Source organism: Pseudoduganella namucuonensis (assembly GCF_900116645.1).
Classification (GTDB): domain Bacteria; phylum Pseudomonadota; class Gammaproteobacteria; order Burkholderiales; family Burkholderiaceae_D; genus Rugamonas; species Rugamonas namucuonensis.
Window position 1 is genome coordinate 102,399 of record NZ_FPBO01000018.1, and the last position, 23,784, is coordinate 126,182.

Consider the following 23,784-nt stretch of genomic DNA (forward strand, 5'->3'; position numbering starts at 1 on the left):
TCTCGCTGAGCGTTTGGGCGCGCGGCGGTTTTTGAAAAGTCGGTTCTCCTAGAATTGGGACAGCAACTAGCAAGGTTGTCGTCATAAAAACATCCGGAGACCACTCAATGCCATCGAACCGCAGCACGCACCACCGCGTCCGTCCCACCGTTTGCGCCGCCGCCGTCGCGGCCGCCGTCACCCTGCTGGCGCAGGACGCCCGCGCCCAGCAGGCAACCGCCGCCGACCAGGCCAATGTCGTGGTCGTCTCAGGCACCCGCCAGTCGGTGGCCTCGGCGATCGACCGCAAGAAGAACGCCAGCACGGTGGTCGATTCCATCGTCGCCGAGGACATCGGCGAGTTTCCCGACAAGAACGTCGGCGAGGCGCTGTCGCGCGTGACCGGCGTGCAACTGTCGCGCGATTTCGGCGAGGGCTCGCAGGTCAACATCCGCGGCGTCGAGGCCAACCTGAACCGCATCGAGATCAACGGCCTGTCCGTGCTCAGCACCAACGGCACGGCCGGCCGCGGCGCCGAGCTGCGCGAGCTGCCGGCCGAGCTGATCAAATCCATCGACGTGTTCAAGGGCGTGACGGCCGACCAGACCGAGGGCGGCATCGGCGGCACCGTCAGCATCAAGACCAACCTGCCGCTGGACTTCAAGACCCGCACGCTGGTGATGAAACTGGAGGGCGAGCGCAGCACCAACCGCGGCGGCGCCCAGCCGCGCGGCAGCCTGCTGTGGGCCGACAAGTTCCTCGACGGCCGCCTGGGCCTGATGGCCAACCTGGTCTACGACAAGGTCTACACGCAGAACGACTACGTGCGCAACAGCAACTGGCGCTATTTCCGCGACTGGGACCAGTCGCCCGAGAAGACCAACGTCAGCCTGAATCCGCGCGCCTCGGCCGTGACGGGCAAGGCCGGCTGCGCCGCGCTGGCCGGGGCCGACCGCACCGCCTGCGACAGCCAGTGGTTCGACTATTCGCCGGGCGTGCCGCGCTACGGCATCTGGACCCGCGACCACGAGCGCTCCAGCGCCGAACTGACCGCTCAGTACAAGGTCAGCAACGAACTGAACGTCTGGGCCCGCTACAACAAGAACAACCAGGACCAGATGCTGAACGACCGCAACTATGTGTCCGACTTCGGCGCCGTCAAGCGCTTCTCCACCTCCGGCACCGCGCCCGTGTACGGCGCCAACGGCGCGCCGCTGGGCACGCCGGCCGCTTCCTGCGCCGAGCCGGCCACCGGCGTCACGCCGCCCGGCATGAGCTTCGCCAACCACGTGATGACGGCCTTTTCCTCCGGCACCTGCATGAACGTGCCGGGCGAGGGCGCCTCCTACAACTTCAACACGGCGGCGCGCGACTTCGCGCTGAAGATCAATTCCAACTACCGTTCCGGCGGCTTCAACTGGAAGAGCGGCGCCTGGTCGGCCGAGGGCCTGGTGGCCAAGACCAGCTCCTACTACGAGCTGCACACGAATAACATCGTGCTCGACGCCAACATCCCCGGCCTGCAGGTCAAGTTCGACGAGCAGGGCCTGCCCAAGTTCACCTTCCCGGCCAATTACGACCCGGGCAAGAGCGGCACCTACACCCGCATCGTCTCCAACTACCAGCCCTCGCTGACCGACAACACGGAGGACCAGCTCAAGCTGGACCTGAAATACCGCACCGACATGGCCTTCCTGAAGGCGCTGTCCTTCGGCGGCCAGGGCCGCAAGTCCACCTCCGAGCAGTACCGCTGGACCGGCTACATGGCCAGCCCGGGCGCGGACCTGGCCAGCACCGCCGACGACATCGTCGTGCGCAGCCCCGAGGTGCGCCACGAGATCATCTTCGATCCACTCAACACCTCTGGCGTGCTGCGCAACAACGGCCAGGTCATCCCGGGCACCGGACTAACGGCCAACAACACCACCCGCTATGTGACTGCCGCCCAGATGTCGTCGCTGGTGGACCAGATCCGCGTCAACACGCCGGGCACCTTCCTCAACGGCTACGACGGCCTGAGCGGCTATCCGACCGGCTGGATGGCGCCCAGCTTCGCCAACTCGGCCCAATTCTTCGACCTGTCGCGCTACAACCACGACCTGCTGCGCGAATCCATCGGCAGCGACGGCAAGGTGTACGCGATGCCGCCGCAGTTCGCGGTGTCCGAGAAGATCAAGGCCTTCTACGTGCGCGCCGACTTCTCGCACGAGCTGTTCGGCGTGGAGCTGGACGGCAACGTGGGCCTGCGCTACGCCGGCACCAAGACGCGCGCCACCGGCCTGAGCTCCTACCGCCGCTACGAGGACAATCCGACCGGCGGCTCGCGCATCGAGCGCGTGCTGCAGAACCGGATCGTCACGGTGGAGAACGAATACAGCGACGTGCTGCCCAGTTTCAACATGGCCGGCTGGCTGGTGCCGGACACCCTGGTGGCGCGCGTGGGCTGGGGCAAGGTCATGTCCCGTCCCTTCATCGACCGCCTGACGCCGACCGTCAACTGCATCCAGGGCAGCGGCCAGTCGCGCTTCGGCGGCGACGGCAGCGCGGACGACTGCACCGGCGGCAACACCAAGCTGAAACCGTTCCGCGCCACCAACAAGGACGTCAGCGTGGAATGGTATCCGTCGCGCGACTCGCAGCTGTCGCTGGCCTTCTTCCGCAAGGACATCGGCAGCTACATCCAGAACGACGTGATCCTGCCCAACCAGAACGTGTTCGGCGACGGCGTGCTATGGGACTTGAAGACCTCGATCAACAGCGAGGGCGCCGTGACCAAGGGTTGGGAACTGGCGGGACGCACGGCGCTGACCATGCTGCCGGGCGTGCTGGGCGGCCTGGGCCTGGACGCCAACTACACCCGCATGAGCTTCAAGTACGCGCCGGGCAAGGAGTTGCTCAATCCGCTGGACAACTCGGTGCTGCCGTATCCCGGCATGTCGCGCGACAGCTACAACATCGGCGTCTGGTACGACCTGGGCCAGTGGAACGCGCGCCTGGCGTACAACTACCGCGACGGCTATTACACCGGCTCGGTGGACGCCAACGCGCAGTTGCCGGTGTACGGCGAGGCGGTGGGTTTCCTGGACGCGAAGATCCAGTACCGGGTCAACGACCAGCTGACCATTTCGTTCGAGGGCAAGAATCTGTCGGACGAGGGGCAGTATCTGAACTCGGGTTCGACGGCGCGCCGCAACGAGCTGGCCTGGTCCGGCCGCCGCTATTTCGTCGGCGCGACGTATAAGTTCTAATCCAGCTCGGAGAGCAGGGCGAGGCAGGCACTGGCGGCACGGTCGCCGGTGTCCTGCTCTTCATGCCATGCGGAAACAGAAACGGCGAGCAACGGGAAACTTTTTAATAGGCGGAACAATTCGGCCAATTGCGCGATTCCCGGTCCACCGCTCACCTGGTATTTAAGCGAGGGTAATTCAACGCTGGCGTCCAGGACATCGGTGTCCCAATGCAGGTATAAACTTTCATGCTGCAATAAATAACCCGGTATCTCTTCTATATCGCACACGGTGATCGCGCTCGCCTCCAGCGATTCCTTTTCCCCCGGATCGAGATCGCGCGCGTCGGACAGGATGATGCGCTCCTCGGGATACGGTTGCACGCCGATTTCCCGCCGCATGGCGTCGATGGCGTTGCGCTCGCCACGGCGGCGGTCGTCGCGCCCCACCAGCATGGCCAGCGGCATGCCGCCCAGGTATTTGGTCTGGGACGTGGCCCAGGTGTGGAAATCGCCATGGGCGTCCAGCCACAGGATGCGGTCCGGCGTCTTGCCGGCCCGCTGCAGCCCCGCCAGCACGCCCAGCGTGGAGACGCAATCGCCGGCCACGCTCACCGGCCGTTGGCCGGCGCGCGCCACGCGCTCGACGGCGCCGGCCAGCAGCGCATAGACGCCGCCCATGCGGCGCAGCTTCTCGTTGGCGCCGTCCAGGTGGACGGCGTCGTAGTCCGGCCGCAGCAGCACGTCCCAGCCGTGATGGTCCAGTTCCGTCACCCGGGCCAGGCCGTCGCGACGCTGCCCCATCAGGTAGGGTGTGACCAGGTGGCGGTTCATGGCCAAGTCTCCGGCGCCATGCGGTAGCCCAGGCGGTCCATCATGGAGGCCACGCCGGCGCTTTCGCCGAGATCGAGCATCATCCGCTCGCGCTTGCGCCAGCGCTGGCGGCGCGGGCGCTCGGTCGCCATCCGCACCGGCATGGCGTCCGGGACGTCGGCCGGCGGCAGGTCCAGGTAGTCGGTGAGGCGGCGCATGGTGGCGGACGGATCGTCCAGGAAGTCTTCGAACGCCAGCCGCAGGCAGGGCAGGCCGCTGTCGAGGATGGCATGGTGCGCGGACATCCATTGGTTCAGGCACACCTGGTCCAGCCGGGCGTGCACCCAGTCGCGCCAGTTGGGCGGCAGGTCGAACTTCCACCAGCGCTCGCCGAACGGGGTCTGGTCGGAATAGCCGCGGATGCGCAGCGAGACGCCGGCGCGCCGCATGTCGTGCGAGAAGAAGCCGCGCGGGGACAGCCAACCGTCCATCAGGCCGTTCACGGTCTGCGCGTAGCCGCGCGTCAGGTGGATGTAGCGGATGTCCGCGTTGGGAAACAGTTGCCGGTGGATGCCGATGCGGTAGGCGTCCGACGGCGCCTTGAACAGCAGCACCTTGCCGTCCGCGCCGGCCTCGGCCAGCGGCGTGCAGAAATGGCGCGGCAGCACGAACGGCGGCTCCTCGATCTTTTCCAGCTCGTCGAAGCGGCATTCGCCGACCGCCTCGCCCTGGCCGTCGTAGCAGCCGATGCGCCACGGCGACTCCCGGTACAGCCGTTCCAGCACCGCCGCTTGCAGCGCGGCCTCGTCGCCGGGCACGCCGTCCTGCGCGTCCCCCAGCGCCGCGTCCAGCGCCTGCCGCAGGTGGCGGTGGGCGGCCGGCTGGGTGAACAGCGCGGGAAACTGCAGCAGGCAGCGCTTGCGCCAGCGTTCCCTCAGCGCCGCCGGCGGCAGGCTGCCGTCGGCGTGGACGCTGGCCTCGTCCAGCAGGTTTGCCGCCAGTTCGTCGCGGTGGACCAGCGTGCCCAGCGCGTCGCTGTCGGACGAGTAGCCGAAGCCGTTGCCCGTCAGCGCCAGGAAGGGCTCGATCTCGCCGTCCAGCGTGGCGATGTCCGGGTGGCCGGCCAGCACGCTGTGCATCAGGCTGGAGCCCGAGCGGGAGCTGCACAGGATCACGCAGACGGAGCGCACCTCGGCCGCCATCGCGGGGCCGTGCACGGCGCGCAGCCGGTTGACCGTGTCGATCAACGCGCTCATGCCTCCGGCGCCCGGTCGACCTTCCTCAGCACGAAGGCGTAGAACGTCTTGTTCTCGTCCTTGCTGTTGCTGTCGTCCGCCAGTTTGCGGATGGAAAAGCCGGCCGCCTTCGCCAGCCGCTTCACTTCCGGGATGGCGCCGAAATTGGACTGGGAGAAGTAAATCCTGCCGCCCGGCTTCAGGTGGCGCGCCACTTCCTCGAAGAAACGGGTGTTGGTGCGGAAATCGGTGTCCCACTGGGAGCGGGCCACGACGTCGGGCGCCGGTTTGTTGCGGAACGGCAGGTTCGCGGTGATGACGTCGAACTGCTCGTCGCCCAGCTGTTCGAACAGGTTGGACTGCTTGACCTCCATCAGGTGGTCGAAACCATGGTGGCGCGCGTTGTGGGTGGCGCTGCGGATCGCCGAGGGGTTGACGTCCACCGCCACCACCCGGCCGGCGCCCTGGTAGCAGGCGAAGATGGCGATCACGCCGGATCCGGTGCCCACGTCCAGCACGTGCTCCCCGGGGCGGACGCGGAAATGCCGCACCAGCGGCTGGCTGTCCTTGTACGGCCAGAACGTGTCCGGATACACCAGGAATTCCTTGCCCAGGTATTTAATACGCTTGCCTTCCTCGGGTACTGTTTTGAAAGCCTTCTGGCGCCGTTGCTGCCATTGATCGATTACCGGCGTATGGTCGGGCGACGCGATTTCCATTACTTTCTCCTTATTGGCGGGAATAAAGACGGATTTAAGACGAACGGGGCATTGATAAATTTTATAGCAGCGGGATATTAAAACAAGCATTATTAATTTCATTAAAACAACTGTATGAAACACTGTATGCTATACTGTACGCATGACCAGTAAATTCGCATTGATCGATTTGCAACCCACGGCGTCGCTTTCCGCCGACGCCGAACACCGCAGGCGGCGCGTCGCCGAGCACCGCGGCATCGCCGAGGACGCCATCACCGACGCGCGCACGGACAGCGAAATCGCCCGCGAATTCATCGCCCACGGGGAACTGAGCCCGAAATCGATGGCGAACACGCAAAAGGAACTGTTCCGTTTCCTCACCTGGTGCAGGGAGGAGGCCGGCAAGACGCTGCGCCAGCTCACCGTCGCCGACCTGAACGGCTACAAGGAGTTCCTCAAGGCACCGCCCGCCGACTGGGTGTGCCACACCAAGTGGCCGCGCTCGGACGAGCGCTACCGGCCATTCAGCGGCCCGCTGTCGGATGCCAGCCGGCGCCAGGCGATGATCGCCGTGAAGGGCTTGATGGCGTTCGCCGAGCAGACCGGCTACCTGCGGCGCGATCCCGGCGCGCTGGTCAGGAACGTCAAGGTCGCCACCGCCGCCCGCATCACGCGCTACCTCACGCCGCGGGCGATCGCGCTGGCGCTGGCCACCGTCGAGGCGCGGGAGGCCGGGACGCCGGCCGCGCAGCGCCGCCGCGCGCGCGACCGTTTCCTGCTGCTGGCGTACGCGCACACCGGCGCCCGGCTGAACGAGATCGTCAGCGCCGCCATGGGGGCGCTGTACACCGAGGGCCATGGCCGCTGGTGGCTGGACGTGATGGGCAAGGGCGGCAAGCCGCGCCGCCTGCCGGTGCCGGACGAGATGCTGGACGCCTACCGCGCCTACCGGCAAGCCTTCGGCCTGCTGCCGCAGACCGCGCGCGGCGACGCCATGCCGCTGGTGCTGTCCAGCCGGGGCGCGGCGCCGTCCCGCATCACGGACGAGGCGGCGGCCGGGGCGCTGAAGGGAGTGTTCGCGGCGGCCGGCGACGCGGCGGCCGCGCTGGGCGACGGCGACACCGCGGCCAGCCTGCGGCAGGCGTCGGCCCACTGGCTGCGCCACAGCATGCTGACCAACCACGCCAACAACGGCGTGCAACTGAAGACGCTGCAGGACACGGCGGGCCACGCCAGCATCGCCACCACGGCGGCCTATCTGCACAAGACCGACAACCAGCGGCACGACGAGATCATTTCCTCGGTCAACGGGCGGCCCGCCACCTAGCGTCGCGGGGCGGGACGAGGGGTGTGTCCTCCAGGAAACGGAGGAGCATGACGCTGGGATATCCAGTAGAATTGGGTAACGAAAATCCCGGCGATCCGCATGATACAGAAAGACGATTCTTCCTTTATCGCCCTGTTTCTGGCTCACCCCGTTCCGATGTGGGTGTACGACCTGGAAACACTCCGTTTCCAGGCGGTCAACACCGCCGCCATCACCCACTACGGCTACACCGAGGCCGAATTTCTCGGCATGACGATCAAGGACATCCGGCCCAAAACCGAGCTGGCCAGGCTGCGCGACAACCTGCGCGCCGCGCCGCTGCACGCCTTGGAGAAATCGGGGACCTGGCGGCACCTCAAGAAGGACGGCACGCCGATCGACGTCGACATCACCTCCCATCCGCTGTACTTCAATGGCCGCGACTGCAAATTCGTGCTGGCCCACGACGTCACGGCGCGCGCCCAGGCGGAGGAGAAGATCGCGCGGCTGAATCGTATCTACGCCGTGCTCAGCCGGATCAATTCCACCATCATCCGCACCCGCGAGCGCGCCGAGCTGTATCACGAGACTTGCCGCATCGCCATCGAGGAGGGCGAGTTCGTCGCCGCCTACATTTTCGAGATCGACCCGGACACGCTGGACGGCGCCATCGCCGCCCGCGCGGGCGCCGCCTTGCCGCTGCTGGACCAGACGCGGCTCAGCGCGCGCGCCGACGCGCCCGACAGCGCCCGGCCCGCCAGCCGCGCCGCGCGCGAGGGCGCCGCCGTGGTCTACAACGACCTGCACGCCGAGCCCGCCCTGGCCGACTGGCTGGAGCGGGTGGGCGAGCGCAAGCGCTACGCGCTGGCGGCGCTGCCGCTGTTTTCGGGGCAGCGGGTGGCCGGCGTGCTGGTGCTGTGCACCACGGTGGTCGGCTATTTCGACGAGGCCGAGTTGCGGCTGCTTAACGAGTTGGCCGCCGATGTTTCCTTCGCGCTGCAATTCATCGAGCGCGAAGCCGAACTGCTGCGCACCACCAAGCGCCTGGCCGAGAGCGAGGCCGGCCTGCGCCGGGCGCAGGTGACGAACAAGAGCGCGCACGTGATCACCGGCCCGGGCGGTGTCTTCGAAAGCTGGTCCGACACGCTGCCGCTGCTGGTCGGCCTGGCGCCCCGGGACATCCCGGCCGACACCCGGCGATGGCTGGAGCTGGTGCATCCGGACGACCGCGCCCGTTTCCGCGACAACTGCATCGCCGCCGCCCGCGAGGGGACGCGCGTGGGCGCCGAGTACCGGCTGCGGCGCGGCGACGGCGCCTGGGTCCAGTTGCGCCAGGTGATAGAACCGCTGCCGCCGGTGGCCTCCGGCGCGGCGCTGCGCTGGTTCAACACCATCCAGGACGTCACGGAGCAGACCCAGCAGCAGGCCCGCATCGCCCGGCTGGGCCGCATCTACGCCGTCTCCAGCGGCATCAACTCGGCCATCGTGCGCATCCACAAGCGCGACGAGCTGTTCCAGGAGGCCTGCCGGGTGGCGGTGCACGACGGCGCCTTCAGCATGGCCTGGATCGGCGTCGTCGATCCGGAAACGCTGGAGGGCAGGGTGGTGGCCTGGTTCGGCGGCGCGCCCGGCATCGCCGAGAACATCCTGCTGACCGCGCGCGAGGACGCGCCGGAGCGCTCGCGCCCGGCCAGCGCCGCCGTGCGCGAGATGCGGCCGGTGATCTGCAACGACATCGCCAGCGATCCGTCGATCGCCTTCCTCTCGGCCGACCTGCTGGCGCGCGGCCACCGGGCGGCGGTGGCGTTGCCGCTGATCCGCAACGGCCGCGCGGTGGCCGTGTTCTCGCTGTTGGCCGACGTGCCCGGCTTCTTCGACGAGGCCGAGATGAAGCTGCTGGACGACGTCGTCGGCGACCTCACTTTCGCGCTGCAATTCATCGACAACGAGGAACGCCTGAGCTACCTGGCCTATTACGATTCGCTGACCGGGCTGGCAAACGCAAAGCTGTTCGAGGACAGGCTGGCGCAGTTCATCCAAGCCGCCAAGGCGGAGGGGCGCGGCGTCGGCGTGGCGCTGGTCAACGTCGACCGCTTCGCCCAGCTCAACGACGCGCTGGGCCGCCATGCGGGCGACGAACTGCTCAAGCAACTGGCGGCGCGCCTGGACGAGGCGCTGCAGGGCGGCTACAGCCTGGCCCGGATCTCGGGCTCGACCTTCGCCGTCGCCATCCCGGACCCGCACGGCGACACCGACTTCGGCCGCGTGCTGGAGCAGGACGTGCTCGAGTGCTTCGTCCAGCCCTTCGTGATGGACCGGCAGGAGGCGCGCGTCTCGGCGCGCGCCGGCCTGGCGCTGTTCCCCGGCGACGGCGGCGACGCGGAAACCCTGTTCAAGCACGCCGAGGTGGCCCTGAAGAACGCCAAGGCCGCCGGCGAGCGCTACGCCTACTACGCCCCCGCGATGAACGCGGCGCACTCGGTGCGGCTGGAACTGGAAAACGAGTTGCGGCACGCGCTGGAGGCCAGGCAATTCGAAGTGTTCTACCAGCCCAAGGTCGACCTGGGCAGCGGGCGCATCGTCAGCGCCGAGGCACTGGTGCGCTGGCGCCATCCGCAGCGCGGCCTGGTGGCGCCGGCCGCCTTCATCCCGCTGGCCGAGGAGGTCGGCCTGATCGTTCCCATCGGCGCGCTGGTGCTGGACGCCGTCTGCGTGCAGCAGGCGGAGTGGATCGCGCGCCAGCTCGAGGTGGTGCCGGTGGCGGTCAACCTGTCGGCCGTCCAGTTCAAGCAGGGCAAGCTGCTGCAGACCATACGCGACGCCCTCGAGCGCCACGGCCTGGAGCCGCAGCACATTTCCTTCGAACTCACCGAGTCCATGGTGATGGGCAATCCCGAGGAGGCGGCGTACAACCTGAAGGCCTTGAAGGCGCTGGGCGTGCAACTGGCGCTCGACGACTTCGGCACCGGTTATTCCTCGCTGGCCTATCTGCAGCGCTTTCCCTTCGACTACGTGAAGATCGACCGCTCCTTCATCGCCAACGTGACCAGCAACCCCGGCGACGCCGCCATCGTCACCGCCGTGATCGCCATGGCGCACAGCCTGCGCCTACGCGTGGTGGCCGAGGGCGTGGAAACCGAGGGGCAGTTGCAATTCCTGCGCAAGCGCCGCTGCGACGAGATGCAGGGCTATTTCTTCAGCCCGGCGGTGCCGGCGGCGGCGTTCGAGGCCATGCTGCGCGAGGGAACGCAGCTGCGCGCCGCCGGGAGCGGGGAGGAGGGCGACACGCTGCTCATCGTCGACGACGAGCCGAACAACCTGGCCGCCTTGAACCGGACGCTGCGCAGGGAGGGCTACCGGGTGCTGACCGCCGACAGCGGGCGGGAAGGGTTGCGGCTGCTGTCCCTGCACCGGGTGCAGGTGATCATCTCGGACCAGCGCATGCCCGGGATGTCCGGTTCCGAGTTCCTCGGCATCGTCAAGGACCTGTATCCGGACACGATACGGATCATGCTGTCCGGCTATACCGACCTGGCGGCCGTCACCGAAAGCGTCAACCAGGGCGCGGTCTTCAAGTTCATGACCAAACCCTGGGACGACGCCAACCTGCGCAAGACCATACGCGACGCCTTCCAGCGCTACTGGCAGGTGGCCTGACCGTCAGGGCGCGCCATACAGGCCGCGGACGCCGCTTTCCATCCAGCGGAAGAAGGCGTTGATGCGGTCCGACACCGAGTCCGCCGTGGCCAGCGCCGGGCAGTTGCTGTACGAACCCCAGTTGCCGCCGCCGGCCTTGATCACCCCCTCGACGAAGGTCACGCAATTGTGCGGCACGCCGCCCCAGGTCCAAGGCTCGGCCAGCAGGCTTTCGATGTGCAGCAGGGCGCCCTGCGGATTGGGCAGGTCGAGGGATCTGCGGCGCAGTTCGGACTTTTTCGCCTCCTTCAGATAGCGCTGGTAGCCGGCCTCGTTCATGTAGCGCGGGTTGCCGCGCAGGCCCACCACGTGAAAGTAGTAGCCGCCGCCCTTGGGCGTGTGCAGCAGCAGGTGCCCGCAGAAATTCGGCCCGTCGCCGCTGACGGCGACGACCTGCAGGCTGGACGGGTCGATATGGATCGCCCCGCATGAATTGAGTAGTTCGCCTTCGTAGCCCATGTCGTTCTCCTGAAACGTGTTCTCCTGACAAAAAACCGACGCGCGACGCTCACGGCGCCGCCGTCTCCTCGATCGAAAACAGCGCGGCCCCATACGACGCGGGACAGGCCGCGCCGGCCGGGCAGCGCGGCACGCCGGCGAAGACCGTTCCGGCGCGCGCGTCGCCCGCCGCCCGCGCCAGCGCCGCCACCGGAAACTCGGCGAACGGCGGGTTCGCCCGCAGGCCGGCGGCGCTGAAGTCGCGCGGCGATTCCGACACCAGCGCCAGCAAGTGGTCCACGCCGGGCGGGCCGGCCGCCGTCATGCGCCAGCTCGGGCGCGGGAGCGCCAGCGCGCCGCCCGCGTCCACGCGGTTGTCGCCGTCCAGCCGGTTGGGGAACAGCAGCCAGAACTGCGAGCGGTCGGTGCCGACCATCAGCAGGTAGACGTAGCCGGCCCGGGACGAACGCACCGAGAAGCGCAGCCGGTCCACGCCGATGCGCACCCGCGGCTGCGCGACGCCGACCGTCACGGCGTGGTCCCGGTTGCTGGCGAGCGCGATGCGGTCGAGCACGGCGATCGGATCGAGGGGAGCCGGCGCGGTATCCCCGGCCGGGGGCCGCGTTTGCGTTTGCGTTTGCGTTGGGGGTGGCGTTGGCGTCTGCGTTGGCGCCGGCGACGCGGCGCGTCGTGACGGGGCGTTCCATTCGCGCGTGGCCAAATAAACGCCGGCCGCCGCCGCAAGCAACAGCGCCGCCACGGCCGCGCGGCGCGCCCGGGTGGCCAGGATGGCCGAGGTATGTCCCACAGCGCGCGGCCTGGCCCGCCCGGGGCCTTGTGGCATGCGGGGTTCCGGCGCGCCGGTTCCTTGCGAAAGGGAGGGCCCGGGCGGCTCGGTCCCGCGCGGGCCGGTCGGTTCGGCCGCGCGCCACTGGCTTGGCGGGGGCGGCTCCGGCGTGAACGGTTCCGGCGGCCGGGGCGCGCCGGATAGGCCGATCACGTCCCGCAAGGCGGCGATGCTTTGCGGCCTGTGCTCGGGCCGAACCGCCAGAGCCCGGTCGATGCCGGCCAGGAAGGCGTCGCTGTAGCGCCCGGCCGCGACGCCCGCCAGGGCTGGCTGCGCGTCCGCCACCATGCGCGCCACCGACGGCGCGGGCGGGCGGCCGGTGATGGCGAAATGCAGCACCGCGCCCAGCGCATAGATATCGGTCCACGGCCCCTGGGGCATCGCGCCGGTCTCGGCGTACTGCTCGACCGGCGCATAGCCGGGCTTGAGGATCACGGTGAAATTCTGCGCCATGCCGGCGATGGCGCGCCGCGCGGCGCCGAAGTCGAGCAGCAGCGGCTGGCCGTTGGCCAGCATCAGGATGTTGTCGGGCGCGATGTCGCGGTGCAGGCAATCCTCGGCATGCATGGTTTCGAGCGCGTCCAGCAGCGGCGCCAGCATGGCGCGCAGCCAGGCCTCGCCGGGAGCGCCGCCCATCTCGCGCAGGGTCTGGGTCAGCGTGCGGCCCTGGTAACAGGGCATCGCCATGTAGGCCGTGCCGTGGTCTTCCCAAAAGCGGTAGACCTTGAGCAGCGCGGGATGGTCGAAGCGTGCCAGCAACCGCGCCTCGTTGATGAAACTGCGCATGCCGGCATGGAAAGTCTCGGCGTGGCGCGCGGACTTGACTTCCACGCGCGAGCGCCCCGGCCGCGCCGCCAGGCTGGCAGGCATGTATTCCTTGATGGCGACGTGGCGTTGCAGCGAGTGGTCGTAGGCGCGGTAGACGATGCCGAAGCCGCCGGCCCCGATCACCCCGGCGAGTTCGAATTCGCCCAGCCGGGTGCCGGGCGGCAGGGCGTTGCCGGCGTCCGACGGCGGCTCCGGCACCGCGCCGTTGCCCGGAGCGATCACAGCTGGCCCGGACATTCGAACTGCTCCAGTTCGCGCAGCCGGAAAGGGTTGCGCACACTGGCCGCGCGCACCTCGAGACGCGCCTTGCGGCCGTCGATGTCGAAGGTGGCGACGAACTTCTCGGCCTGGGCGCCGCCATCGATACGGAGCTGGTCGAACATGCGGAACAGCGCCCACGGCCCCTCGTAGAGCAGCCCGGCGGCCTGCGCCCCCGGCGGGGTCAGCTGGACCCGCACCTGGCCGCCGCCGCGCGGCCCCGGCCACTGGACCGGCACCGGCGCCGGCGCCTGCCCCTGGCTGAACTTGACCGGCTGGCCGTCGACATCGAGCAGAAACTGGCTGATGGCGGCGTCCATCGCCAGCGGCTTGAATTCCAGCCGCAGGGCCGCGTCCTGCGACGTCCCCGGGAAGAAGGCGGCCCGGATCGCCTGCGCGCGCTGGAACTGGACCAGCGCCGGAGAGTCCCCGGCGCCCAGGCCGGCCTCGCCCAGGTCGCGCAAGCGCCAGGGCCGGGCGCTGGTGTCGACGTAGGGCGCCAGGCGCTTCTGGAAGAAGTCGTCGAGCACGCCGCCTGCCGCGAACAGGCGCCGGAAGTCCTCCGGGGTGACGTCGCGCTGGCTGTTCCGGGTGAAGGGATAGCGCCCCGCGATGGCCTGGCGGCAAAACTCGAAAACGGCCGAGCGGAGTTCGCGCCCGAGCTGGGCGCGGGTCAGACCCATGGTCTGGGTGGCGCCGGCGCCGGCCAGGTTCAGCAGCAGCGAGCGCACCGGCTCCGGCAGGTGGCCGGCCTCGGCCCGGATCTTCACCGGCACCTCGCTGGGCGGCGGCGTCGTGCCGCCGCGGAGGGCGGCCTCGGTCGCGGTCAGCAGCGTGTACAGCTCCTTGACCAGGCCGATGGCGGCGTCGACGGGCGGCGGCGTCCCCGGGGGATCGGCCCGCACCATCCGCCGCAGGTCCTCGAAGCGCCGGTCGACGATGTCCTCCGGCCGGTCGGGTGCCGCCGCCGCGACCGGTGGAGACGGCCGGCCGAACAGCTGGCGCAGCCGCCGGCGCGCGCTGTCCGCCGTTTCGCCGGCTTGCTCGAGCGCCGTCTTGCCGGCGGCTTCCGCCGGCCGCAGCGTCACCTCCCTGACGATCGCGCGCAGCAGCGGCGGCAGCGGCGTTTCCGGCCCGGACAGGATGCGCGCCAGTTCCACGCTTTGCCGCAGGCTGCCCGCCCGTACCAGCCGGATGTCGCCGATGTAGCCTTCCCAGACCCGCGCGTAATCCTGCAAATACAGCCGGCGCACCTGCTCCAGCAGGCGCGCTCGCGTGGCCGGGTCGGCCGGGTCGGCCGCGTCCGGACCGCCGGCGTTGCCCAGCACCCAGGCCTCCTCGCCGGCCAGTTGCGCGGTCGCGCGCTCGGACGCGGCGGCGAAGGCGGTGTGGTAGCCGTCATGGCTGTACAGCCCCGGCACGCCGGCCGACAGCGGTTTGCCGCTGGCGCGCGTGAACACCAGCGCGGCCGAGGGGCCGCCCGCGCGCGCGATGGTGAATTCGGGCAGGCCTGCGCCCAGGCCATCGCGCGCAAGCCGGCGGTAGATGCGTTCGGCCAGCGGCGTGGCGGCGACCGCCGCGCGCGCCTCGGCGACCAGGCGCGGATCGGGCTGGTGCGCGGTGGCGGCCATGTCGCCGCGCGCCAGCAGCGCGTCCAGATGCTGGTCGAGCGCGCCGCGCCGCTCGGCACCCGGCTCTTCCCCCGATTCTCCCTCCAGCTCGCGCGCCAGGTCGTCCTCCAGGCCGGCGGCGATGAAGGACTTCAACGCGGCGCCGTCGAAATGACGCGGGTCGTGCAGCATCAGGTAGGCCTTCAGCAGCGCGTACAGCGATTCGGGGTCGCCGGCCGTTCCGCGCACCTCGCCGCGCAATTGCTGTTCCAGGCGCAGCGCCAGGCGTGGCAACAGCAACTCGCGCAACAACCTGGAATAGGCGTCGCGCGCCGCCGCGCCGAGCTTGTCGCCCTGGTACAGCCCGAAGCCCATCGACAGCGGGGGAGTGTCGTGGCCCGGCATGTCCGCCAGGCCGCGCGCCGCGTCCAGCAGCGGCAGCAATGCCGGCAGCGTCCGCGATGCCGGCGATCCCGGGTCAGGCTGCAGCCGCGCGGCCAGCATCGCGCGCCGCTCGTCCACCTCTTCCACATAGGCGCGGTTGCGCAGATAGCTCACGCTCCAGGCGCCGATCGCGCCGCACGCCAGCAGCAGCGCGGCGGCGAGCGCGGCGGCCTGGCCCAGCTGGCGGCGGCGCTCGCGGCGCGGGTTGACGCAGGCCAGACCCGCTTCCCGGAACACCACGTCCCTGAGCAGCCGGGTCAGGAAGAAGCTCTTGCCGGCGGGACGCTGCGGCGGCAGCACCTGGCGCTCCAGCTGCAACGCCCGCCCCAAGGCGGCCATGACCCGGTCGATCGGACTGCCTTCCTGCGTGGCGCTGGTGAAGTACACGCCGCGCACCTGCGCCGCCTCGGTGAAGGCCGACGGGGCGAACAGGGCCTCGAGGAACCCGTCCAGCGCGTGCCGCAGCACGGCGAACTGCTGCGGGAAGACATACAGGCGGGCGCGGTTTTGCGGATCGCGTTCGCGCTGCAGCCGGTCCAGCAGGCCGGCGTCGATGCGCCGCCCGAGCGCCTCCAGCTCTTCCTGGAAGGCGGCCCGCGGCGGCGCGCTGGTGTCGAGCGCCAGCGTGGCGCCCCAGACCTGCTCGCGCTCGTCCTGGCCGAACTCGCTGAAGAACTCCGCGAAGCCGGCCAGCAGGTCGGTCTTGGTCACCAGCACATACACGGGGAAGCGGATGGCGAGCCGCCGGTGCAGCTCCTCGATGCGCAGGCGCAGCGCCGCGCAGTGGGCGGCGCGCCGGCCGGGGTCCGGTTCCAGCAGCTCGGTCGCGCTCAGGGTCAGCAGCACGCCGTTGACGGGACGGCGCGGCCGGAACTGGACCAGCAGTTGCAGGAAGCCGTTCCAGGCGGCGCTGTCGGCCGGCGGCTCGCTGTCCTGGGTGGCGTAGCGGCCAGCGGTGTCCAGCAGCACGGCCTCGTCGGTGAACCACCAGTCGCAGTTGCGGGTGCCGCCGACGCCGGCCAGCGGTCCCTGGCCGAACCGTTCGGCCAGCGGGAAGCGCAGCCCGGCGTTGAGCAGCGCGGTGGTCTTGCCGCTGCCCGGCGCGCCGATGAAGACATACCACGGCAGCTCGTACACCCAGGGCCGCGCCATCCTGGCCAGCGTTCCGCCGGCGCCGCCCACGCGGGCCCGCTTGAGCACCGCCAGCGCCTGTTCGAAACGCCGCCGCAGCAGGGCGACCTCCTCGGTGCCGGGCGCCGGTGTCGCGGGCCCGGGCGGCTCGGGCTGTTCCAGCAGGCCCGCCATCATCCGCGCGTTCGCGCGCCGCGCCTTGAACAGTCCCCAGGCCATCCTTCCCACGCACAGCGCGGCCACCAGCCCGATCGCCGCCAGGCGCGCGCGCGCCGATTCGAGCGGGCGGTAGTCGGCGACGGCCACCAGCGGCCCCACCAGCCACACCAGCAGGCCGGCCGCGACCAGCCCCAGCGGCGCGAGCAGCTTGCTCATCGCGCCTCCGCCGCCTTCGGGGTCAGGACGATGTCCACCCGGCGATTGCGCGCGCGGTCCTGGGCGGTGGTGTTCGGTCCCAGCGGCTCGGTGTCGGCGAGGCCCTCGGCGCTGTAGCGTTGCGGCGGCGGGGCCTGCGCGGCGAGCAGCGCCGCCACCGCCTCGGCGCGCGCCTGCGACAAATGCCAGTTGGAAGGGAAGCGCGCCGAGCGTATCGGTTGCGCGTCCGTGTGGCCCAGCACCCGCACCGGCCCGGGCACCGCGCGCAGCGCCCGCCCCACGTGCTGCAGGGCGGCGCCGTACCCGTCCGCCACACGGGCGCCGCCGGGCGTGAACAGGCCGTCGCCGCGCAGCGTCACCACGCTGCGGCCGGCCTCGTCGCGCACGGACAGCGTTCCTGCCGCGACGTCCGGCGCCAGCAGCGGCGCCAGGCGGGTTTCGGCGGATAGAGGCGCCGCCGCCGGATTCGAGGCCGGACCCGCGGCCGGATTCGCCGCGGGCCCGGCGGCGGCGAACTCCGGACGGCCGAGCGCCGCGATGCGCGCGTACACCGGGTCCGAGTGCCGGTTCAGGGCCAGCGAGAAGGCGAGGTAGGCGAGCGCCGCCAGCAGGCTGAGGACGGCCAGGGCTATCCACAACGGCAGCGCGGTGGACAGCGTGCGGCGCGCCGCGCCGGCCCCTTGCCAGTGCGGCGACAGCGCCCGCTCGTACTCCCCCCGCTGCCGGCGCAGCATGCCGGCGAGCCGTTCGCGCAGCGCGTCGAGCGCGGCCATGCCATTGTCCTGCACCTGGTAGCGCCCCTTGAAGCCGAGCGCGAGGCAGACATACATCAGCTCCAGCAGGTCGAGGTTGGCGCGCGGGTCGCGCGCCAGGGTCGACAGCAGCAGGAAGAACTTCTCGCCGCCCCAGGCCTCGTTGTGGAACAGCACCAGCAGGCTTTGGCTGGCCCAGGTGCCGGCGCCGCCCCACGGCGTTCCCGCCGCCGCCTCGTCGAGCAGGCTGCACAAGGCGTAGCGGGCACCGACGATGTGCTCGGCACGCGCGCCGCCCTCCCGCGCCCGCGTCTCGAAGGCCCGCACCGCCTCGGCCAGCGCCTCGCGCAGGCGCGCCGGATCGGGATGGTGCAGCGTCGCGCGCAGTTGTGGAACGAGGTCGAGCAAGGGATTGGCGGCGGCCACCAGCGGGTTCAGGCCGCCCGCGTCGGACGGCGCCTGGAGCGCGCCGTCCCCGGCCGGCGGCGCGGCGGCCGGGGGGCGGCGGCCGCCCGGCGCCGGCATGATGACGGTGCGCTCGTTGTCGGGCAGGGCGAAGGGATCGTCGCCGCTCATGGCGCCCCCTTGATGGCCCACAATTCGAGCTCGAGGCCGGGGAAGTCCCCGGCGATGTGCAGCGCCAGGCCGGCCGAGTGCTCGAGTTGGCCCCACAGCTCGCCGCCGCGCTCGAGCTCGAAATAGTTGTAGCCGGCGTGGAACGGCACCTGCCGCGGCGCCACCGGCATCGGCCGCAGCGGAATGCCGGGCAGGGCCAGGTTGATCAGGTCGCCGATCCGCTCCAGCGGCCCGGCCTTGGCCTGGGCCGGAAAGCGCGCGCGCAGCAGCTCGGGCGGCGCCTGGGCCCCCACCGCCAGCACCAGGCTGGCGCTCTTGAGCAGGGCGCGGTCGGTGGGCTGCGCCACCCGCACGCCTGCCTGGCGGTCCTGCAACTCGATGCGCACGGCGCCGCGCCGCAGCACCATGCCAAAGGAGCGGCGCAGGTCGTCCATCAGCGGCGTGAACGAGCGCTCCGGGTTGTCGTGCAGATAGTCCGGATACGCGGGAGCACGCCGCCCCTCGCGGCTGAAAGTCGACAGTTCCCCCGCCAGCTCCAGGCAGGCGGCGAACAGGCGCGCCGGGTGCAGCAGCGTCGCGCGGCTATAAGCCAGGAAGGCCGGCTCGTGGCGGTTGACCGTATGCAGCAGCAGGAAATCGGCCACCTCGGCGACCCCGCCGCGACCCGGCTGGCCGACCAGCCCGGCCAACTCCTCGCCGCGCAGGTGCAGCAGTCCGGCGATCTCGCGCGCGTAGCCGGCCAGCAGCGCGTTGCCGCCGACCCGCAGCGTGGGCGGAATGTAGCGCGGGTCGGGTACCACCTGGCGGTCGGCGCGCCGCTCGCGCAGGCGCAGCGCGCCGAGGCAGACATAGGCGTCGCTGGCTTCATTCTCCAGCAACAGCCTCAGCCGCGGGCGGCCGACCTCGACCAGCGCCGAGCGGTCCGCGCCGCTGTCGTCCACCTCGATCCGCTCCACCGCGTAGCGCGCCAGCCCGGGTTCGGCGGCGTCCTCCGGCTCGGCCTCCCGCACGCCGGCGCGGCGCAAGGGCAGCGCCAGCAGCACCAGCTGGTCGGCCGTGTCGGGCGGCACGTCCAGCGGCGGCGGCCCCGGCTGGGTGGCGGGAAAATCGAAAGGGGTGCCGTCCGGGAAGATGCCGGTGGCCGAGGCCAGCGCGACCTTGCCCAGCGCCAGCGCCGGCTCGTCCAGCGCGAGCCGCGCGAAGCCCCAGCCGTGCGGCGCGGCCGGGCCCACCCGCGCCTCGATCAGATGCTCGAGGTAACGGTCCTGCTGCTGGAAATGCTGGGGTTCGAGGAACATGCCCTCGGACCAGATGACCTTGTGCTGGTTCGTCATGCGCGGCTTTCCTGGTTCACGGCGCGGCGCGCCGCGCGCCGATGGGGTCATCGTCGCCGTCAACGCTGGAGCGGAGTATGCGCGCCCGGCCGCTGCGGGCGGGGCCAGGGCCCCAGCCGGACACCCGCGCGCGATTGATCTAAATCAAACCGGCACATGTCGGTTGCCGCAAACTTGGCCCGCAATTCAAGCCGGCTGCGTAACGCCGGGCTCGATGGAATCCGGGAGAGAGCTATGCCGCGCTGGCGTGTAAGCATGCAGCCTGGGCTGACGCGGCCGATGCGGGCCGCCGCCGCCGTCCGGCGCGCCATCGCGGCGAGCTTGCTGGCGTTGCTGGCGTTGCCTGCCCTGGCGCCGGGCGTGGTGGCCGCGCAGGCGAACGGCGCGGATAGCGCCTTCGAACGCGCCCAGGCCCGCCTGCGCGACGCGGAGACCATCAAGGCGCTCAGCGCCGAGGGACAACTGCTGTACCAGAAGGACCGCGTCAAGCTCGCCGGCGCCATGTATTGCGCGCAATCGGTGGCGCTGGCCGAACGGGGCGAATTCCGGCTCGCCATCGAGGCGGCCAGCAAGGCGCTGGTGCTGAGCGGGCAGGGCGGCGACCAGGTCCTGGCCGCGTCGGCCAAGCGCGACCTGGCCATCGCCTACAGCTACGCCGGCGACCTCGAGCGCGCCGCGCAATACGCCGGCGAGGCGCTGGCCGGTGCGGGGCGGACCAACCCGGCCGTCGCCGGCCCCGCGCACAAAACCCTGGCCGACGTGGCCGTGCGGCGCGGGCGGCTGGCCGAGGCCGTCGCCGGCTACCAGCGCGCGCGGGAGGCCGCCAGCGCCCGCTTCCGGCCGCTGGTCGACATCTCGCTGGCGAACGCCTACGTGGCCGATGGCCAGTTGGCGCAGGCGCGCGCCTTGTTCGGGCGTCTGGCGCCGTCCGGTGCGGCGTCATTCGATTCCACCGTCTTGCGCCAGGCCTATCTGCGCGGACTGGGCAAGCTCGCGCTGGCCGAGGGCGACGCGCCCGCCGCGATCCGGCTGTTCGACGGCGCCGCCGCCCAGGCGGACGGCGCCGACGCCGCCTATCACCGGCTGTGGGCGCTGGAAGGGCGCGCCGCCGCGCTGCTCGCGCTGCGCGACCGGGCCGGCGCGCGCGCCGCGTACGTGGCGGCGGCGCGCGCGTCCGAGGCGATCCGCGCGCGCTTCCGCAGCGAGGAGTTCAAGACCGGCCTGTTCGGCGACGTGCAGCGCATCTTCGACCAGGCCATCGGCCTGTCGATGGAGGCCGGCGACACGGCCGGGGCCTGGAATCTGAGCGAGGCGAGCCGCTCCCGGGCGCTGCTCGACGTGGTGCGCGAGCGCGCGGCGCTGAGCCGGCCGGGCGCCACGGCGCCCCTGCGCGAGGCGGCGCCGGACCTGGCCGGACTGCGCGCCACGCTGCGCGACGGCGAGGCCCTGGTCGAATTCCACACCCTGGACGACCGGTTGCTGGCATGGGTGGTGCGCCGCTCCGGCGTCAAGGGCCACACGCTGGCCGTGGGGCAGGCGGCCCTGGGCGAGCGGGTGGGGGCGTTCCGCGACGCCATCCTCACGCGCAGCAAGACCGTGGCGGCGCCCGCCCGGGCCCTGCACGCGCTGCTGCTCGAACCGCTGGGCCTGCGGCCGGGCGAGCGCCTGCTGCTGGTGCCGCATGGCGCCTTGCATTACCTGCCGTTCCAGGCCCTGCGCGACGGGGCCGGCTACCTGATCGAATCGCACGCGCTGGCCTACGCGCCGTCGGCCGGGGTGGCGCTGCAGCTGGCGCGGCGCGGCGAACCCGGCCATGTCAGCCTGGCCGCCTTCGGCAATCCCGGCACCGACGCCAAATACGCGCTGCCGGCCGCGCAGCGCGAGGTCGAGCGGATCGCCGGCCTGTTCAGCGACAAGCGGGTGTTCGTGCGGGAGGCGGCCTCGCCGCGCCAGTTCCGCGCCAGCGCCGCCGGAGCCGGCGTGCTGCATGTGGCGGCGCACGCCCAGGTCGACGTGATCGATCCGCTGCAGTCGCGCATCCTGCTGGCGCCGGAGCCGGAGCCGGAACAGAGCCCGGGCACCGGCAGCGGCTTCCTGAGCGCGCGCGAGGTCTACCAGGTCGATCTCGACCGGGTAGCGCTGGTGACGCTGAGCGCCTGCGAGAGCGGGCTGGGCCGCATTGCCCGCGGCGACGAGATCCTCGGCTTCACACGCGCCTTCCTGAGCGCCGGCGCGGGCACGCTGTTCGTGTCGCTGTGGCCGGTGGCGGACCAATCGACGGAGCCGCTGATGACGGCCCTGTACAGCGAGATGGCGGCCGGCACGGAGGCCGCGCTGGCGTTGCAGGCGGCGCAGATCGCCGTATTGCGCCAGCCGCGATTCGCCGATCCGTTTTTCTGGGCGCCCTTCGACCTGGTGGGCGACTGGCGCCTGCGGATCCGCGTCTGAATCCAAGCAAGCCACCGGGAGAGCGCAGTGCAACCAGCAGACCACATCCGGGCAAGCCGGGCATGCCGCAGCCCCCGGGCGCGCGGCGGCGGGACCTTGGACCGCGCCGCGCGGCGCGATCCGCTCTGGCTGGCGGCGCTGGTGTTGGCCACGCCGGCGCTGTGGGCGCAAACGCCACCCGCCCGGCCATCCGCTTGCCCGTCCATGTCGCCATGCGCCGGGCCGTCCGCCTCGGCATCCAGCCCCGGGGCCGAACCCACGGCCCCCGGGGAACCGGCGCCCGCCGGCCCTGTCTTCATCCTGCGCCAGGTCCGTTTCAGCGGCAACAGCGTGTTCGACGGGCCCACGCTGGCAGCGCTGATGGCCGACCGGATCGGGCGGCCGGTCGGCTTCGCCGAGTTGCAGGCGCTGGCCGGCCGCGTCACGGAGCATTACCAGGCCGCCGGCTACGTGCTGGCCCAGGCCGTTCTGCCGCAGCAGGAGGTGCGGGACGGGGTGGTCGACTACTCGGTGGTCGAGGGCAGGCTGGGCCGTATGCGGATCGAGACCGCCGGCGCGATTCCCGTACCGGAGGACACGGTCCGGCGCACCGTCGCGGGCCTCGAGCCCGGCCAAGCGCTGCGCCGCGCCGCGCTGGAGCGGGCCATGCTGCTGCTGGGCGACTTGCCGGGTCTGGCCCCCCAATCGTCGCTGGAGGCCGGCGACGAGCCGGGCAGCTTCGACCTGGTGGTCGAGCTCAGGCCCGCGCCGCGCCTGAACTTCAGCGTCGACGCGGACAACCACGGCACGCGCGCCACTGGCGCCCACCGCCTGGGTGGCCAGTTGCGCGTGAATAGCCCGTTCGGCATCGGCGACAACCTCGACCTGCGCCTGCTGACCTCGTCCGGCAAGGGACTGACCTTCGGCCGCGCGGGCTACGAGGCGCCGATCGGCCCCGCCGGCCTGCGCGCCGGCGTCGCCTACGCGCGCCTCGACTACGCGCTGGGCCACGAACTGGCCCCGCTGGACGCCAGCGGACGCGCCGAGGTGCTCGAACTCTCGCTCGCTTATCCCTTGCTGCGTTCGCGCCAGCGCAATCTGTTCGCCAGGCTCAGCGCCGAGCGCAAGGAGCTGGACGACCATATCGGCGTGGTGGCGCAGACCAGCGGCAAGACCATCCGCAGCGTCGGGGCCGGCCTGGTGTACGAGGGCAGGGACGACGGCGCAGGGGGCGGCTACACCGGCGCGGGCCTGAGCGCGTATATCGGTCGCCTGAAGCGCGCCACCGCGCCGGGCCTCGCGTCCGACCTCTCCTCGGACCAGGCCGCCGACGGCGCCCCCGCCAGCGGCCGCGCGCTGCGGCTGGTGTACCACGCCACGCGATTGCAACCGGTGTCGGCCGCCACCAGCGTGCTGGTGGCGCTGGCGGGCCAGTGGGCCAGCCGCAACCTCGACAGCGCGGAGCAGCTGGCCGCCGGCGGTCCGCGCGCGGTGCGGGCCTACCCCTCGTCCGCCGGGCTGGGCGACGAGGTGCACGTGCTGAACGTGGAGTACCGCTGGAACTTCCGGCCCGAGGCCGTGGCCAGCCTGTTCCACGACATCGGCTGGGTGCGCGCCATCCACCGCGACCCGCAACCGGGCGTCCCCAACCGCCTCACCCTGCGCGGCCTCGGCGCGAGCCTGTACTGGAACCCGCGCCCCGGCCTGACGCTGCAGGCCAGCCTGGCCTGGCGCGCCAGCCGGCGCGAGCCCGGCGGGGACAGCCGCTCGCCGCGCCTGTTCGCCCAAATCGTCCAGGCCTTCTGAAT

At 71.1% G+C, this 23,784-nt stretch carries 13 protein-coding genes; 5 read left to right on the top strand and 8 right to left on the bottom strand.

Going from position 1 to position 23,784, the window contains the following annotated elements:
- Positions 1-107 precede the first annotated feature (107 nt).
- Positions 108-3,227 (top strand): TonB-dependent receptor, encoded by a 3,120-nt coding sequence (locus BM436_RS19240; RefSeq protein ID WP_093557142.1) that lies wholly within the window; start codon positions 108-110, stop codon positions 3,225-3,227.
- Here BM436_RS19240 and BM436_RS19245 read toward each other — a convergent pair.
- From BM436_RS19245 to BM436_RS19255, 3 genes are read right to left on the bottom strand one after another with little or no spacing between them, the layout of a single operon-like run.
- Positions 3,224-4,039: an arginase family protein gene (locus tag BM436_RS19245; RefSeq protein WP_093557194.1), complete on the bottom strand. Its 816-nt coding sequence runs from the start codon at positions 4,037-4,039 to the stop codon at positions 3,224-3,226. The two genes, BM436_RS19240 and BM436_RS19245, sit on opposite strands and share 4 nt — an antisense overlap.
- Complete coding sequence (locus tag BM436_RS19250) at positions 4,036-5,274, bottom strand: sulfotransferase (RefSeq protein ID WP_093557143.1); 1,239 nt, start codon at positions 5,272-5,274, stop codon at positions 4,036-4,038. The genes BM436_RS19245 and BM436_RS19250 overlap by 4 nt, the downstream gene beginning before the upstream one ends.
- Entirely contained in the window at positions 5,271-5,972 is a 702-nt protein-coding gene (locus BM436_RS19255) for a methyltransferase (protein WP_093557144.1), read from the bottom strand. Before BM436_RS19255 ends, BM436_RS19250 begins: the two co-directional genes overlap by 4 nt.
- A gap of 160 nt (positions 5,973-6,132) precedes the next feature.
- Here BM436_RS19255 and BM436_RS19260 point away from each other — a divergent pair, with 160 nt between their 5' ends.
- Together BM436_RS19260 and BM436_RS19265 are read left to right on the top strand one after the other, a co-directional pair.
- Entirely contained in the window at positions 6,133-7,281 is a 1,149-nt protein-coding gene (locus BM436_RS19260) for a tyrosine-type recombinase/integrase (protein ID WP_229490492.1), read from the top strand.
- A 99-nt stretch (positions 7,282-7,380) separates the two neighbouring features.
- Positions 7,381-10,917: an EAL domain-containing protein gene (locus BM436_RS19265; protein ID WP_093557146.1), complete on the top strand. Its 3,537-nt coding sequence runs from the start codon at positions 7,381-7,383 to the stop codon at positions 10,915-10,917.
- A 3-nt stretch (positions 10,918-10,920) separates the two neighbouring features.
- Here BM436_RS19265 and BM436_RS19270 read toward each other — a convergent pair whose 3' ends face one another.
- Genes BM436_RS19270 through tssK form a run of 5 tightly spaced genes read right to left on the bottom strand, consistent with a single transcriptional unit; the run spans position 10,921 to position 19,549 of the window.
- Positions 10,921-11,415 carry a hypothetical protein gene (locus BM436_RS19270; RefSeq protein ID WP_093557147.1) on the bottom strand — a complete coding sequence of 165 codons (495 nt, stop codon included), beginning with the start codon at positions 11,413-11,415 and terminating at the stop codon, positions 10,921-10,923.
- A 49-nt stretch (positions 11,416-11,464) separates the two neighbouring features.
- Positions 11,465-13,306 carry a serine/threonine-protein kinase gene (locus BM436_RS19275; RefSeq protein ID WP_093557148.1) on the bottom strand — a complete coding sequence of 614 codons (1,842 nt, stop codon included), beginning with the start codon at positions 13,304-13,306 and terminating at the stop codon, positions 11,465-11,467.
- Complete coding sequence (tssM, locus tag BM436_RS19280) at positions 13,288-16,887, bottom strand: type VI secretion system membrane subunit TssM (RefSeq protein ID WP_093557149.1); 3,600 nt, start codon at positions 16,885-16,887, stop codon at positions 13,288-13,290. Before tssM ends, BM436_RS19275 begins: the two co-directional genes overlap by 19 nt.
- Positions 16,884-18,215, bottom strand: a complete 1,332-nt coding sequence (locus BM436_RS19285) for a DotU family type VI secretion system protein (protein ID WP_093557150.1) — start codon at positions 18,213-18,215, stop codon at positions 16,884-16,886. Before BM436_RS19285 ends, tssM begins: the two co-directional genes overlap by 4 nt.
- Positions 18,212-19,549, bottom strand: coding sequence for a type VI secretion system baseplate subunit TssK (tssK, locus tag BM436_RS19290; RefSeq protein WP_093557151.1), 1,338 nt, complete (start codon positions 19,547-19,549; stop codon positions 18,212-18,214). The genes BM436_RS19285 and tssK overlap by 4 nt, the downstream gene beginning before the upstream one ends.
- Before the next feature lie 255 nt (positions 19,550-19,804).
- Between tssK and BM436_RS19295 the strand changes: the two genes are divergently transcribed.
- Positions 19,805-21,997 carry a CHAT domain-containing protein gene (locus BM436_RS19295; RefSeq protein ID WP_093557152.1) on the top strand — a complete coding sequence of 731 codons (2,193 nt, stop codon included), beginning with the start codon at positions 19,805-19,807 and terminating at the stop codon, positions 21,995-21,997.
- 27 nt (positions 21,998-22,024) lie between these two features.
- A complete protein-coding gene (locus BM436_RS19300) occupies positions 22,025-23,782 on the top strand; it encodes a ShlB/FhaC/HecB family hemolysin secretion/activation protein (RefSeq protein ID WP_143133226.1) in 1,758 nt (585 codons plus the stop codon).
- The last annotated feature ends 2 nt before the right edge of the window (positions 23,783-23,784 follow it).